Below are 12,339 nucleotides of genomic sequence, written 5' to 3'. Positions count from 1 at the left end.
CAGCCAGGCCACCATCATGGCCGGCAATCCGGTCGGCGATGCTTTCAACGGCATCGACGGTCGCGGCAATGCCGGAAAGGCTGGTGCGCCTGCCAACGCGATCGGCAATCCAGGCCGCAAGGCACCTTCCGGCGTAACCGCTGACAACGGTACCGGTTCGAACAGCCAGGCCACCATCATGGCCGGCAATCCGGTCGGCGATGCTTTCAACGGCATCGACGGTCGCGGCAATGCCGGAATGACTGGCGCGCCTGCCAATGGGGTCGGCGATCCTGCCAACTATGGCCTCAACGCAACTGGCGCCAGCAATGGCGCCGAGCTTGGCAGCCAGCGCGTTGGTATCGCCGACAATCCGGCCGGCGGCGCTCTCAGCGGAGTCGCCGGCGGCACCGGAACCGGCTTGAACGGCCTGTCCTCCAACACGGTGGGCAATGCAATCGGCCGTGCCTTCAACGGGACCGACGGTAACGCCGGTTCAACCGGCAGGCTTGCCTATCTGACCGGCAGTTCGGTCGGCGTTGCTGCTGGCCAGGCGGCGAGCGGCGATAGCACCGGATCGAACGGTGTGGTTGCAGGCCTGGTCTGCAATGTTGCTAACACCAACAACAAGGATGTCACTGGCATGTTCGCTTCCACAGCCAATACCGCGACGGGCGGTGCCACGAACCGCAGTGCCGGCACCAATGGCGCCAATGTTCGCGGACCGAACGCCGAGGCGGTGCCCGCAATCGAAATCAAGGACCTCGCCAGTATCAAGGTAATACGGCCGGTCTATGATGTCTCGGAGTCCGATGTTGATGAACGGCTCAAGCGGGTCGCCGAAGCGGCGCGCTCCTACAAGCCGAAGAACGGCAAGGCCGCCGAGGGCGATCGCATCACCATTGATTACGCTGGCAATGTCAGCGAGGTCATTCCCAACGACACCGGCACCAACCGTCTACTGGTGCTCGGCGCCAAGAATTCCATCCCGGGCTTCGACGACCAGTTGATTGGTACGAAGGCAGGGGATGAGAAGCAGGTCAATGTGACGTTCCCGAAGAACTACCAGGTCCCGTATCTGGCAGGCAAGCAAGCGACCTTCAACGTCACGGTCAAGGAAGTGGCCAGACCCGGCGAGGCGCTGCTCAATGACGAGACTGCGAAGCGCTTCGGGGTGGATTCACTGGCGCGCCTGCGGACTGTCGTACGTGGCCAGATCGAGAACCAGTTCGGCTCGCTGACGCGACAGAAGGAGAAGCGGCAACTGGTTGAGCAACTCGAGGCTTCCTATCAATTCCAGGTGCCCTCGAAGTTGGTGGAGGCCGAGTTCAACAACAACTGGGCACAGGTCAACCGTAATCTCCAGGCCTCGGGCCGCACCTTCGCCGATTTCGGCCTAACGGAGGACAAAGCGCGTGCCGAATATATGCAACTGGCAGAGCGGCGCACGCGCCTCGGCCTGATCCTCGTCGAGATCGGAAGGAAGGCGAACATCTCCGTTTCGAACGAGGAACTGCAGCGCGGACTGCTCCTGCAGATCGGCCGGTACCCGGCCAATCAGCAACAGCATCTGCTGGCTCTCTATCGCTCCAAGCCACAGGTGTTGAATGCATTGCGTGCGCAAATGTTCGAGGACAAAGTCGTAGACTATCTGCTCGGCCAGGTTTCTCTCACCGAGAAGAAAGTGAGCAAGAAAGAGCTGATGGCAATCGATGCGACGGCCAACGCCAACGTTGCGCCGAAGCCAGCCACAAAGGCGACCGTGAAAACGAAGGCCAGGTAATGCGGCTATGCGACTGTTGCGAAGGCCGCCCCCCGGCGGCCTTCCTTGTCTGCAAGAGTGTGCCGGTCGGGCGTCGAATTCGAACGTCGAAAGGCCCCGTTGTTTGCGTGTCGGCATCGACGCCAGCGTCCATCGTGGTCAATGGCGTGGCGCCGCGCTCCTGGGTGAGATCTTCATTCTGGAATTCGCGGCGTGGCCGGACCGTTACCGAATACGAACTCTGGCTGGGGAAGGCCGCAGCTTGTCCTGCCTTAGGGCTATCGATGGACGGGAACAGGAAGATGTAAATCGACGGCCTCTCGGTCGTCGATAGTTATCCTGAATGATGCGGAGAAGGCGGTCGATCGAGGAGAAATCCAAAAAGGTTCTGAATAGTGTTGCCGAAAATCATTATTATCTTTGAATATGAGCTTTACACTAGCGTGCAATTGTCTGAAAATCTGAGACGGTGCGGCGATAGGGTCCACAATGCTGCGCAAATTAAGAAAAACGTCAATCATTTCGACATCAACACAAAAAGAAAGACTGAACATGCTCGAGGATGACACGAGTTTACTCGACCTGACCGCCGACATCGTCTCAGCCTATGTCGCCAATAACCAGGTCGCCACCGCTTCCCTGGCAGATCTGATCAGTTCGGTGCATGGAAGCCTTACCGGCTTGAACGATCCCAAGCCGGTTGAGGCGGATAAACCACCAACGCCGGCGGTTCCGATCCGGAGATCCGTCACGCCCGATTACGTGATCTGCCTGGAAGATGGCCTCAAATTCAAGTCGCTCACCCGGCATTTGCGAACGGCGTATGATATGACGCCGGACCAATATCGCGAGAAGTGGGGGCTGTCGGCAGATTACCCGATGGTTGCGCCGAACTATTCGGCCCAACGCTCTCGCCTGGCCAGGGAGTTTGGTCTCGGCCAACGGCGCCAGGAGGCAGAGGTCATATCAGTAACCCCTCGCGCTCCGAGCAAGGGCAAAAGGACAAAGGTGTCGTAGGCGAGTATCGCTCGCATTGGGTAAAATAATGCCCATCGAGATCCATAATCAAACAGCTGGAGAAAAGGGTGATTGCCCCAAACCGCACCTTTACTCCAAATTTTTGCTTCGATGCGTCTTTGCAATTCCCGATGATATCGAATCGCAAACGCTTCAGGTGGTCGCCACCAGTCGCGACCACCGCCGCACCAGGTAATTGTGCTCGTCCATCGTGGTGTTCCAGACGGCGATCGAGTTGGCGCGCTGCCGGTAGGATCCGCCATCGCGCACGGATCCGGCCTGGATCGTGATGGTGCCGTCCGGGCCGGGCAGGTCGGCCTGCGTCGGCAGGCCTTCATACCAATAGGACCATTCGTCCGGCGTCAAATGGTCCCGAACCCGGGCGGGGATCGACATGTAATAGCCCTGGCGGGCCATCATTGCGCCCGGCCAGCCCGACAGCCACCAGTTCAGATAGTCATAGGCGATGTCGAGCATGCGTCCCGACAGGTTGCTCGAAAGGCACAGGCCGCCATGCCAGGCTCGATAGCCTTCGCGGGGCACGGCCTCCATCACGGGTACGTTGCAATGGCGCAGGGCGGTGATGCCGGGCGACCACATGCTCTGGATGACGACGCCGCCATTGCGCATCAGGCTGGCCGCCTCCGCCGCGGTCTTCCAGAAGCCGGCGAAAAATCCGCTTCGGCGCCGTTCGATCAGGATGCCCAGCAGGGTGTCGATCTCCTCGGTCGACATGTTGCCGATGTCCTCGAAGCTCATCAATCCCAGCGACTGGGCGGCGAGAGCCGCGTCGAACACCCCGATCGCCGGTTCGTCGACCAGGGCCGCCTTGCCATGCCAATGCTCGTCGAGCAGGGCGCCCCAGGAGACGATCTGCTCGGCATCGCCATTGGCGAGATCCGGCCGGAAAGCGAAGGAATCGAAATTATGCGTGGTCGGCAGCATCGAGAGCCAGCGCGAGGGCGTCGGGCCCAAGGCGCGGTTGGGCTGGACGAAGAGCTTGGTCACGGGCGCATCGCCGAAGCCGATGCGAGCGCCCGGATCGAGTCGCCCCGTCTTGGTCAGGTCGGTGATTTCGTTCCAGAGCCGGATGCGCGTGAGATCGATGGGCTGGATGGCGCGCCAGTACCAGACGATGTCGAGGTTGTGGAAACACTGGTCGTAGACGTCATAGCTGCCGGGTTCCGCCGCCGCCTTGTGCTGGGCGGTGATGAAGTCCTGGGTATCGAAGACGACATTGATGCCCAGATCCGCTTCGGCCCTGAGGCGCAGTCCCTCCAGATGCGAAATCTCGGTTCCCAGCACGCGCAGGGTCGGTCGCTCCGCAAGGTGCAAGGCGGGGGTCGAGGGGCGTACTTCCAACGCGTCTCCGGTCATGGAGAGCTCGAACGGCGGGGTGGAGGCAATGACATTCGAAATCGCTTGATCATGATTGCTGCGACACGGGAGCCGCCAATCTGTTGAAGGCTGCCAGGGAGCGTCGGATCAAGCTGGAATCGAGGTCATCCACGATGAAAACGATGCGCGAGCGCCGGTCGTCATCGGGCCACGCCTGCATGTGTACGGGTGTGTGCACCAGATGCTGCACGCCGTGGAACGCTACCGGGGCACACTCGCCAGCCAGGTTGAGCATGCCCTTTACCCGCAGGATGCGATCGCCATGCCGGTTGAGCAGCATGGTCAGCCAGATGCCGAAGGCCGTCCAGTCGAGCGGTTCGTCGACCGTGACCACGAAGGAGTGGATGCGCTCGCCATGGCGCGTGCGATCGCCCGGCCCGTGCTCATGCCTGGGCTGGCCGGCCGTCTGGGGGGCGAGGGGGTCGTCGCTTTGGAAGGTCTGGCGGAACCAGGCGCGGGTCGAGCGCTCCGGCCGGCCGGCGGCAGCCGAACCGTCCTGGCCGAAGAGCGAGGCGGCATCGAAATCGCCATCGGCGGCTCGCAGGATCGGTGCATCCGGATTGAAGCGCGCCAGCCGGTCGAGGAGCCGGGCGACCGTCACCTCGTCGGCGATATCGGTCTTGGTCAGCACGAGCCGATCGGCGATCGCGGTCTGGCGCGTCGACTCGACGTGGTTCTCGAGCTGGAACCGGCCGTTCACCGCATCCACCGTCGCAATCACCGTGCCCGGCCGGAAATGATGCCGCAAAACGGGGTCGGCCTTGATGGTCGAGAGGATCGGGAAAGGGTCGGCCAGGCCGGTGCTCTCGATCACCAGCCGATCGAAGGGCGGAATGTCGCCGCGCTCTCGCCTGGCATGGATGTCGCGGATCGCCTGGGCCAACTCGCCGCGGATCGTGCAGCACAGGCATCCCGAGGGCAGCAGCACCATGGTCTCGTCGATGGCTTCGAGCAGATGGTGGTCGAGCCCGATCTCGCCGAATTCGTTGATCAGCACGGCCGTGCGGGCCATGGCCGGGTCCGACAGCAGCCGCCGGAGCAAGGTCGTCTTGCCCGAACCGAGGAAGCCGGTGAGCAGGTGGACCGGGGTGAAGGCCGGGGTGTCATCGGCCATGGTGCTTCTCCATCGCCTCGATCACCGGCAGGGAGAGCGGATCGCAGGCGCGCCGGGCCAGCCTTTCGGCCGCTGGCCACAGATGGCCGAGATCGTCGATGATCTCGGTCTTGCCGGTCTTGGTCGACAAGAGGAAGGAAGCGCCCTGCCAGTCGGAGAGGGTCATGCCGAAGGGTTTCAGGACCTGGCAGGCGATGCGCACGCGGTTCGCGCGCTCGCGGCGGCGATCGATCCTGTCGCCATTGCGCGTGAAGACGCCCGGCCGGGCCACCGCATCGGCCCAGTGCTCATTGCCACCCAGAATGCCGCAGAGCGAACACATGCAGATCTTCCTCGTTGCGGCGCCTTGTCCGGCAATGGTGATGGCCGGGCCCAGGATAGGAGGCCCGGCCTCCTTCGTCACTTCTTGCGCGGAAAGCGCTTGGCGAAATCATCGGCCATTTCGTTCATGGTGACGAACTTCACGCCGGGGTGCTTGGCCATGTGCGCATAGAGGCGTTCCAGCATCATCAAGACCTGCGGGCGGCCCGACACGTCGGGATGGATGGTGATTGGGAAGACGGCATAATCCATCTCGCGATAGACCCAGTCGAACTGGTCGCGCCAGAGCTGCTCGATATCGTGCGGATTGACGAAGCCGTGGCTGTTGGGCGCCTTCTTGATGAACATCATCGGCGGCAGGTCGTCGAGATACCAGGAAGCGGGGATCTCGATGAGGTCGGTCTCATGCCCCCGCTTCAGCGGCACCATCCAGTCCTTCGGCTTGCCGGAATAGTCGATCTTCGTCCAGGAATCACCGACACGCACATAATAGGGCGTGAAGTCGTTATGCATCAGCGAATGGTCGTATTTGATGCCGCGCTCGAGCAGCAGCTCATTGGTGACGTTGGAGAATTCCCACCAGGGCGCGACATAGCCGGTGGGGCGCTTGCCGGAGAGCTTGGTGACGAGATCGATGCACTTGTCGAGGATCTCGATCTCCTGCTCGCGCGTCATCGCGATCGGGTTTTCATGGGTATAGCCGTGGATGCCGATCTCGTGGCCGGCGTCGGCGACGGCCTGCATCTGCTCGGGAAAGGTTTCGATCGAATGGCCCGGGATGAACCAGGTCGTCTTGATGCCGAAGCGTTCGAACAGCTTGACCAGGCGGGGGGAACCGACCTCGCCGGCGAACAGGCCGCGCGAGATGTCGTCCGGCGAATCCTCGCCGCCATAGGAACCGAGCCAGCCGGCGACCGCATCGACGTCGACGCCGAAGCCGCAGAGTATTTCCTTTGCCATGGGTGAGGTCTCCTCATTTCATGTTGAAATCGATGCTTTTTGAAAGAACGATCTGTCAGGCGGCTGGAATGACCGTGGCCTCGGCGGCATTCCAGGCCAGCACGACCTCACCCCCCGGGGTGAAGAGGCCCGGCGGGTATTTCTCGACATGTGCCTCCAGCGAGACCGCCCGGCCTCCCGGAAGCTCGACGGACAGATGCGAGATATGCCCGACGACATCGAGGCGCCGGACTGTTGCCGCAACGGCATTGCCCATCTCGGTCCCGCGCCCGTCCGAGGCCGAGCGGACTTCGATGGCTTCGGCCGGGACCACGATCTTGGCAGCACTGCCATTGGCCAGGGCGCCGTTCGCCGTGCCGCGCAGGATGCCGAGCGGGGTATCGACCACCACGCGCCCGTCCTCGACACCGCCGACGGCGCCGTCGAGAATGGTGTTGCGGCCGATGAACTGCGCCACGAAAGGCGTGTTCGGCCGGGTGTAGAGCTGGTGCGGCGGGCTGATCTGCTCGACGCACCCCTGGTTCATCACCACGATACGATCGGACAGGGCGAGGGCCTCGGACTGGGCGTGCGTCACGAACACGAAGGTAACGCCGAGCCTTTTCTGCAGCAGCTTCAATTCGTTCTGGATCGCCTTGCGCAGATTGGCGTCGAGCGCCCCCAGCGGTTCGTCCAGCAGGAGGATGTCAGGCTCGACGACGAGGCCGCGCGCCAAGGCGATACGCTGGCGCTGGCCGCCGGAGAGCTTGTCGGGGCGCTTGTCGGCGACATCCTCGAGGCCGAGCGTGGCCAGGATGCGATCGACCTTCGCGTCGCGCTCGGCTTTCGCCAGTCCCTTGACCTCGAGGCCGTAGCCGACATTGCGACGCACGGTCATATGGGGGAAGAGCGCATAGTTCTGGAAGATCATCGAGGTCGGGCGCCGTTCGGGCGGCACGTCGTTGATGCGCGTTCCCTTGATCAGCATGTCGCCGGAGGAGATGGATTCGAAGCCGGCGATCATGCGCAGGGTCGTCGTCTTGCCGCAGCCGGAAGGCCCCAGGAAGGCGATGAATTCTCCCTTGGCCACGGCGAGGTCGAAACCGGCAACGGCAGGTGTGCCGTTGTCATAGACCTTGCCGACCTTGATGAGTTCGAGATCATGGACCATCGCGTCAAACTCCGCGGTAGGGGCTAGGGACACGGGCGAAAAGCGGTGCCTTTCGCCCGGATCGTGATCAGGCGTTCAGGAACTCGTCCCATTTCTGAATGAGATGGTCGTAGGCATCCGGCCACTGGTGCCAATAGGCGACGTTGGCGGCCCGTTCCGCCAAGCTGCCGCCATCGCGCAGGTCGCCTTCCTTGATGCCACGCTCGGCAGCGCCGACCCAGGGCTTGCCCTCGTACCAGAAGGCGTATTTCTCCGGTGCCATCTCGCTTTTGATGTTGGTCGTCGGCGAGTAATAGCCCTGTTCCGAAACGGTGATGCCGGGCTTGCCCGAAAGCCAGTAGTCGGCGTAGGCGGCCACGGCTTCCTTGTTGGCGGAGCCGGCGATGAGCGAGGGGCCGATCGCCCAGGCGCGGTAGCCTTCCTTCGGGCGGGCATATCTGCAGGCCTTGCCCTGGGCCTTGACCGCCATTACGGCCGGCTGCCAGGCGTCGCACACCACCATTTCGCCGGAAGCGAGGAGATTGACGAGCTCGCCGAAATCGCCCCAGAGCGCGCGGAACTGGCCTTCCTTCTTTTTGGAAACCAGGAATTTCGCAGCCTCGTCGATCTCGGCTTCCGAGGGATTGCCGGGGTTCTTGACCGCCGACAGGCCGAGCGAGTTCATGGCCATCACGGCCTGTCCGAAGGCGATCAGCGGATCGGTGTTGAGGCCGGACTTGCCCTTCCATTTGGGATCGAAGATGGCCACCCAGGTGTTGGCCTCTTCATCCGACAGGACGTCCGGATTGTAGCCGATGGAGTCGTAATTATAGACGGCCGGCACCATCCACAGCTGGCTGTGGGCATCGTCCTGCCAGATCTGGCCGGTGATCTGGGCCTTGGGATCCCATTTGTCGCTCGGCTTGGTGAAGGTATCGCGGATATTGGCCCAGTTCTTCAGCGACGAAGCTGCAATCGGCGCGACATTGTTGGTCATCACCACCGACGGCAGGCGTTCGGCGATCACCTCCCAGCAATCATAATCCTTCGAGCCCGACAGGATCTTGGTCTGGGCATCGGGAAAGGTTGCGGCCGTGCCCGAGGTCGTGCCGACGCCGGAGGCGGCCTTGAATTCGGCCAGGATGCGTTCCTGCACCGTGACGGACAGGCCGATCGTGCGCAAGCTCTCGCTCGCCAGGCCGGTCCCTTGTGCCCAGGCCGCCCGGGAGGAGAGGAACGGCGTGCCGCCGCCCAGTGCCAGGGCCATCATTCCCGCGGATCGCTTCAGTATAGAGCGGCGCGTCATCTCGCTTCGGTCAGACATCGTTCCTTCTCCGGTTCTGGTTCATTTGCTTTTGTTTCAGTAGCGGCCCACCAGCAGGCCGCCATCGACCACCAGCGTCTGGCCCGTGAGGTAGCGGGCGCTGGAAGAGGCGAGGAAAACGATCACGTCGGCGATCTCTTCGGGTTCGCCGATGCGGCCCATGGGGATGAAGGCGCCGGCGGCCTCCGCACCCTCGGGACCAAGGGAATGCTCTTTGGAGAGAAGCTGGGCGGTGCGGATGTAGCCCGGCGCCACGCCGTTGACCCGGACACCGTCGCGGGCGACCTCGACGGCGAGAGCCCGCACCAGGCCGACGACGCCAGCCTTGGCCGAGGAATAATGCACATGCTCGTCCCAGCCATAGGCCACGCCCATGATCGAGGAGAGAGCGACCACGGCGCCGGACCCGCGAGTACGCATGCCGGGCAAGGCGGCCCGCACCACGCGGAAGATGCCTTTGAGGTCGATGTCGAAGGTGAGGTCCCACTTGTCGTCGTCGAGCCTTGCGAGCGGCACGCGGTGGGCGATGCCGGCATTGGCGACGATGACATCGATGGCGCCATGGCGGGCCTCGATATCGGCGACGAGCGCGTCGGCATCGGCGGTGGAGCGAACGTCGAGCGGTGCGAACTCGGCCGAGCCGCCCTCCGCCTTGATCTCGTCGACGACGGCCTTGCCTTCCGTTTCCAGGATGTCCGTGACTACGACGTGGTCGCCGAGCGCGGCGAAGGCCTTGGCGCTGGCGCGGCCGATGCCGATGCCGCCGCCGGTGATCAGGACGATACGTGCCTTGGTCATGATGCCGTCTTCTCCCTCTGCTCGTTCACAACATCACGTCGCCGGAATTGGGCCCAAGCGTCTGGCCGACGAAGAGGCTGGCGGCCGGGGAGGCGAGGAAGGCGACGGTCGCCGCCACCTCTTCCGGCTCGCCGAAACGGCCGAGCGGCAGTTCCCCGGCCTTGCGCTCTTTCCAGTCGTCCGAAAGCGCCTTCACCAGCGGCGTGTTGATCGGCCCCGGCGCGACGGCATTCGCTCGCACGCCGCGGCTCGACACCTCGCGGGCAAGCGATTTGGTCATGCCGATCACGGCAGCCTTGGCGCCTGAATAATGCGCGAGCTCGATCCCGCCGATCTGGCCGAGCTGGGATGCGACATTGACGATGACGCCGGACCCCGCCTCCAGCATTGCCGGCAGCACGGCCCGTATCATCAGGAAGGTGCCGCGCACATGCACGGCGAACATGCGGTCGAAATCACCGGGTTCGAGATGTTCGAACAGGCATTGGTGGACATGGCCGGCATTGTTGACGAGCAGGTCCACCGGCCCGAGCTGCGTCCTGGCCGCGGCGACGATCGCCGCGACGTCCGCTTCGCTGGAGACATCGCCGGCTGCGGCGACCGCCTTGCCGCCCGCTGCCCGGATGGCATCGGCGATGGCCTGCGCCCGCTCCGGCGCGAGGTCGTTGACGAGCACGCCATAGCCGTCGGCCGCGAGACGTTCGGCGATGGCTTTGCCGATGCCCGAGCCGGCTCCGGTGACGATGGCTGTTTTCAGGCTGGGCATCATGCCTCCTCCTGGATGGCGAGGCGCCTGCCGCGACGGACCGACAGCCCCATCAGGATCGCGTAGACGGCGAGCAGGGCGAACGAAAACAAGGTGGTGAGCACGCCGAAGGCGAAGACGTTGGGATGGATCTCGACCGAGAACGTGCCGTAGATCGCCAGCGGCAGGGTGAGGTCGCGCCCCGAGGCGAAGAGCGTGCGCGAGAACTCGTCATAGGAAAGGGTGAAGGCGAACAGCATCGCCGACAGGACACCCGGGAAGATCAGCGGGAACGTCACTTTCCGGAAGGTGCGGATCGGCGAGACGCCGAGCGACCAGGAAGCCTCCTCGACGCTCTGGTCGAAGCGGTTGAAGATCGCCAGCATGACGAGGAAGGCGAAGGGATAGGTGTAGACGACGTGGAGGACGAAGGCCGTGCCCCACCAGTGGCGGTCGACGCCGAGGACATTGGCCACCAGCGCCATGCCGAGGCCGACCAGCACGCCGGGCACCATCATGCCGAGGACGATCAGATAGAAGGCGATGCCCGAGCCCCGGAACTTCTTGCGGAAGGCCTGTGCGGAGGTCACGCCCAGGACGGTCGAGACCACCATCGTCATGATGGCGAGGACGATCGAACGTCCCAGGCTCTCCTCGATCGGCAGTGGGGCGATGCGCGAGGGCGGCGTCAGGCCGAAGAGGTGCTGGTACCAGTAGGTCGACCATTCGATGATCGGAAATTGCGGACCGCCCTCCGGCCCGGTCTGGAAGGACAGGATCGCCAGCACGACGAAGGGGCCGTAGAGGAACAGGAGGAACAGGGCCGTATAGGTGGCCAGGACCGGTTTGACGCCGCGTGCCTGCATGGCTCAGAGCTCCTTCCTGAGATCGACGACGCGCAGCAGGGCAGCGACCACGGCCCCCATGACGATCGTCAGGACGACGCCGACCACGGCGGCGAAGGCCCATTTGAGCGAACCGACCTGGGTGACGATGATGTTGCCGAGGAGATTGACTTTGCGTCCGGACAGGGCTGCGGACGTGGCGAATTCGCCCAGCACCATCACCGAGACGAAGATCGAGCCGACGACCACGCCGGGCATGGACAGCGGCAGGATGATGGTGCGGAAGATGCGCCAGAAGCCGGCGCCGAGATCGCGCGCCGCCTCGATCACGTTCGGGTCGATCCGCCCGAGCATGAAAGCGATGGGGCCGACCATGAAGACGCAGTAGATCTGCGTCATGCCGATCACCACCGACAGGTCGGAGAAGAGCAGCGCCTCGATCGGCTGGGTGATGATGCCGGCCTTGAGCAGGATCAGGTTGATGGCCCCTTCCTTGCCCAGCATCGGCCGCCAGGCGAGGACGCGGATCAGGAAGGACGTCCAGAACGGGATGACGCACAGCACCAGGAGCGTGGTCTGCAGCGCCTTGTTGCGCACGAACAGGCCCACGAACAGGGCCGTGGGGTAACCGATCACCAGGGTGGCGACCAGCACCGTCAGCCAGATGCGGATCGTGGTCCAGAGGGCCTGGAGATAGGTGTCGCTCGTGAAGAAGGCAACCCAACTCTTGGTGGTGAGGATGGGCTCGATCTTGAAGGTGGTCTGCGTCCAGAACGAGACATAGACCATCATCAGGATAGGGACGAGCAGGAAGAGCACCATCCACGCGACGCCCGGGGCCAGCAGCCATAGTGTCTTGTTGCCGGACCTGCGCGGCGATGCAGCCTGCGGCGCCGCCGCTTCGCTGCCGGGAGGCGTCGTCATCCAGTCGATCTCCGTTCCGGGTC

Annotated in this window: 11 protein-coding genes and 1 pseudogene; 2 read left to right on the top strand and 10 right to left on the bottom strand. The window is 63.5% G+C overall.

Annotation, left to right across the window (positions count from 1 at the left end; genetic code table 11):
• Positions 1-16 precede the first annotated feature (16 nt).
• Positions 17-1,747 (top strand): annotated as a pseudogene (gene tig / locus ABXS05_RS15445) (trigger factor); the annotation flags it as partial.
• A gap of 483 nt (positions 1,748-2,230) precedes the next feature.
• Positions 2,231-2,758 carry a Ros/MucR family transcriptional regulator gene (locus tag ABXS05_RS15440; protein ID WP_376717780.1) on the top strand — a complete coding sequence of 176 codons (528 nt, stop codon included), beginning with the start codon at positions 2,231-2,233 and terminating at the stop codon, positions 2,756-2,758.
• Positions 2,759-2,911: 153 nt separating this feature from the next.
• On the opposite strand, the gene ABXS05_RS15435 is transcribed toward ABXS05_RS15440, so the two are convergent.
• The 10 genes from ABXS05_RS15435 to ABXS05_RS15390 all read right to left on the bottom strand — a co-directional run bounded on the left by ABXS05_RS15435 (position 2,912) and on the right by ABXS05_RS15390 (position 12,316).
• Positions 2,912-4,135: an ABC transporter substrate-binding protein gene (locus tag ABXS05_RS15435; RefSeq protein ID WP_367624519.1), complete on the bottom strand. Its 1,224-nt coding sequence runs from the start codon at positions 4,133-4,135 to the stop codon at positions 2,912-2,914.
• Positions 4,136-4,184: 49 nt separating this feature from the next.
• Positions 4,185-5,270 carry a CobW family GTP-binding protein gene (locus tag ABXS05_RS15430; protein ID WP_367624518.1) on the bottom strand — a complete coding sequence of 362 codons (1,086 nt, stop codon included), beginning with the start codon at positions 5,268-5,270 and terminating at the stop codon, positions 4,185-4,187.
• Positions 5,260-5,592 carry a hypothetical protein gene (locus tag ABXS05_RS15425; protein WP_367624517.1) on the bottom strand — a complete coding sequence of 111 codons (333 nt, stop codon included), beginning with the start codon at positions 5,590-5,592 and terminating at the stop codon, positions 5,260-5,262. Before ABXS05_RS15425 ends, ABXS05_RS15430 begins: the two co-directional genes overlap by 11 nt.
• 77 nt (positions 5,593-5,669) lie before the next feature.
• Entirely contained in the window at positions 5,670-6,551 is an 882-nt protein-coding gene (locus ABXS05_RS15420; RefSeq protein WP_311944303.1) for a polysaccharide deacetylase family protein, read from the bottom strand.
• A 55-nt stretch (positions 6,552-6,606) separates the two neighbouring features.
• A complete protein-coding gene (locus ABXS05_RS15415) occupies positions 6,607-7,701 on the bottom strand; it encodes an ABC transporter ATP-binding protein (protein WP_367624516.1) in 1,095 nt (364 codons plus the stop codon).
• 67 nt (positions 7,702-7,768) lie between these two features.
• Complete coding sequence (locus tag ABXS05_RS15410; protein WP_367624515.1) at positions 7,769-9,004, bottom strand: ABC transporter substrate-binding protein; 1,236 nt, start codon at positions 9,002-9,004, stop codon at positions 7,769-7,771.
• Between the two features lie 36 nt (positions 9,005-9,040).
• Positions 9,041-9,802, bottom strand: a complete 762-nt coding sequence (locus ABXS05_RS15405) for an SDR family NAD(P)-dependent oxidoreductase (RefSeq protein ID WP_367624514.1) — start codon at positions 9,800-9,802, stop codon at positions 9,041-9,043.
• A gap of 25 nt (positions 9,803-9,827) precedes the next feature.
• A complete protein-coding gene (locus ABXS05_RS15400) occupies positions 9,828-10,571 on the bottom strand; it encodes an SDR family NAD(P)-dependent oxidoreductase (protein ID WP_437178670.1) in 744 nt (247 codons plus the stop codon).
• Entirely contained in the window at positions 10,568-11,413 is an 846-nt protein-coding gene (locus ABXS05_RS15395; protein ID WP_367624513.1) for an ABC transporter permease, read from the bottom strand. Before ABXS05_RS15395 ends, ABXS05_RS15400 begins: the two co-directional genes overlap by 4 nt.
• A 3-nt stretch (positions 11,414-11,416) precedes the next feature.
• Positions 11,417-12,316 carry an ABC transporter permease gene (locus ABXS05_RS15390; protein WP_367624512.1) on the bottom strand — a complete coding sequence of 300 codons (900 nt, stop codon included), beginning with the start codon at positions 12,314-12,316 and terminating at the stop codon, positions 11,417-11,419.
• Positions 12,317-12,339 lie beyond the last annotated feature (23 nt).

The sequence above is a fragment of the Labrys neptuniae genome (assembly GCF_040797145.1).
GTDB classification, from domain to species: domain Bacteria; phylum Pseudomonadota; class Alphaproteobacteria; order Rhizobiales; family Labraceae; genus Labrys; species Labrys neptuniae.
The sequence above is the reverse complement of the archived record's forward strand: the minus strand, read 5'-3'. Positions and strand labels throughout refer to the sequence as shown.

Bases quoted from the DNA above. Each gene is read 5' to 3' on its own strand.
- ABXS05_RS15440 (WP_376717780.1), top strand. From the start codon at position 2,231: ATGCTGCGCAAATTAAGAAAAACGTCAATCATTTCGACATCAACACAA.
- ABXS05_RS15435 (WP_367624519.1), bottom strand. From the start codon at position 4,135: ATGACCGGAGACGCGTTGGAAGTACGCCCCTCGACCCCCGCCTTGCAC.
- ABXS05_RS15430 (WP_367624518.1), bottom strand. From the start codon at position 5,270: ATGGCCGATGACACCCCGGCCTTCACCCCGGTCCACCTGCTCACCGGC.
- ABXS05_RS15425 (WP_367624517.1), bottom strand. From the start codon at position 5,592: ATGTGTTCGCTCTGCGGCATTCTGGGTGGCAATGAGCACTGGGCCGAT.
- ABXS05_RS15420 (WP_311944303.1), bottom strand. From the start codon at position 6,551: ATGGCAAAGGAAATACTCTGCGGCTTCGGCGTCGACGTCGATGCGGTC.
- ABXS05_RS15415 (WP_367624516.1), bottom strand. From the start codon at position 7,701: ATGGTCCATGATCTCGAACTCATCAAGGTCGGCAAGGTCTATGACAAC.
- ABXS05_RS15410 (WP_367624515.1), bottom strand. From the start codon at position 9,004: ATGTCTGACCGAAGCGAGATGACGCGCCGCTCTATACTGAAGCGATCC.
- ABXS05_RS15405 (WP_367624514.1), bottom strand. From the start codon at position 9,802: ATGACCAAGGCACGTATCGTCCTGATCACCGGCGGCGGCATCGGCATC.
- ABXS05_RS15400 (WP_437178670.1), bottom strand. From the start codon at position 10,571: ATGATGCCCAGCCTGAAAACAGCCATCGTCACCGGAGCCGGCTCGGGC.
- ABXS05_RS15395 (WP_367624513.1), bottom strand. From the start codon at position 11,413: ATGCAGGCACGCGGCGTCAAACCGGTCCTGGCCACCTATACGGCCCTG.
- ABXS05_RS15390 (WP_367624512.1), bottom strand. From the start codon at position 12,316: ATGACGACGCCTCCCGGCAGCGAAGCGGCGGCGCCGCAGGCTGCATCG.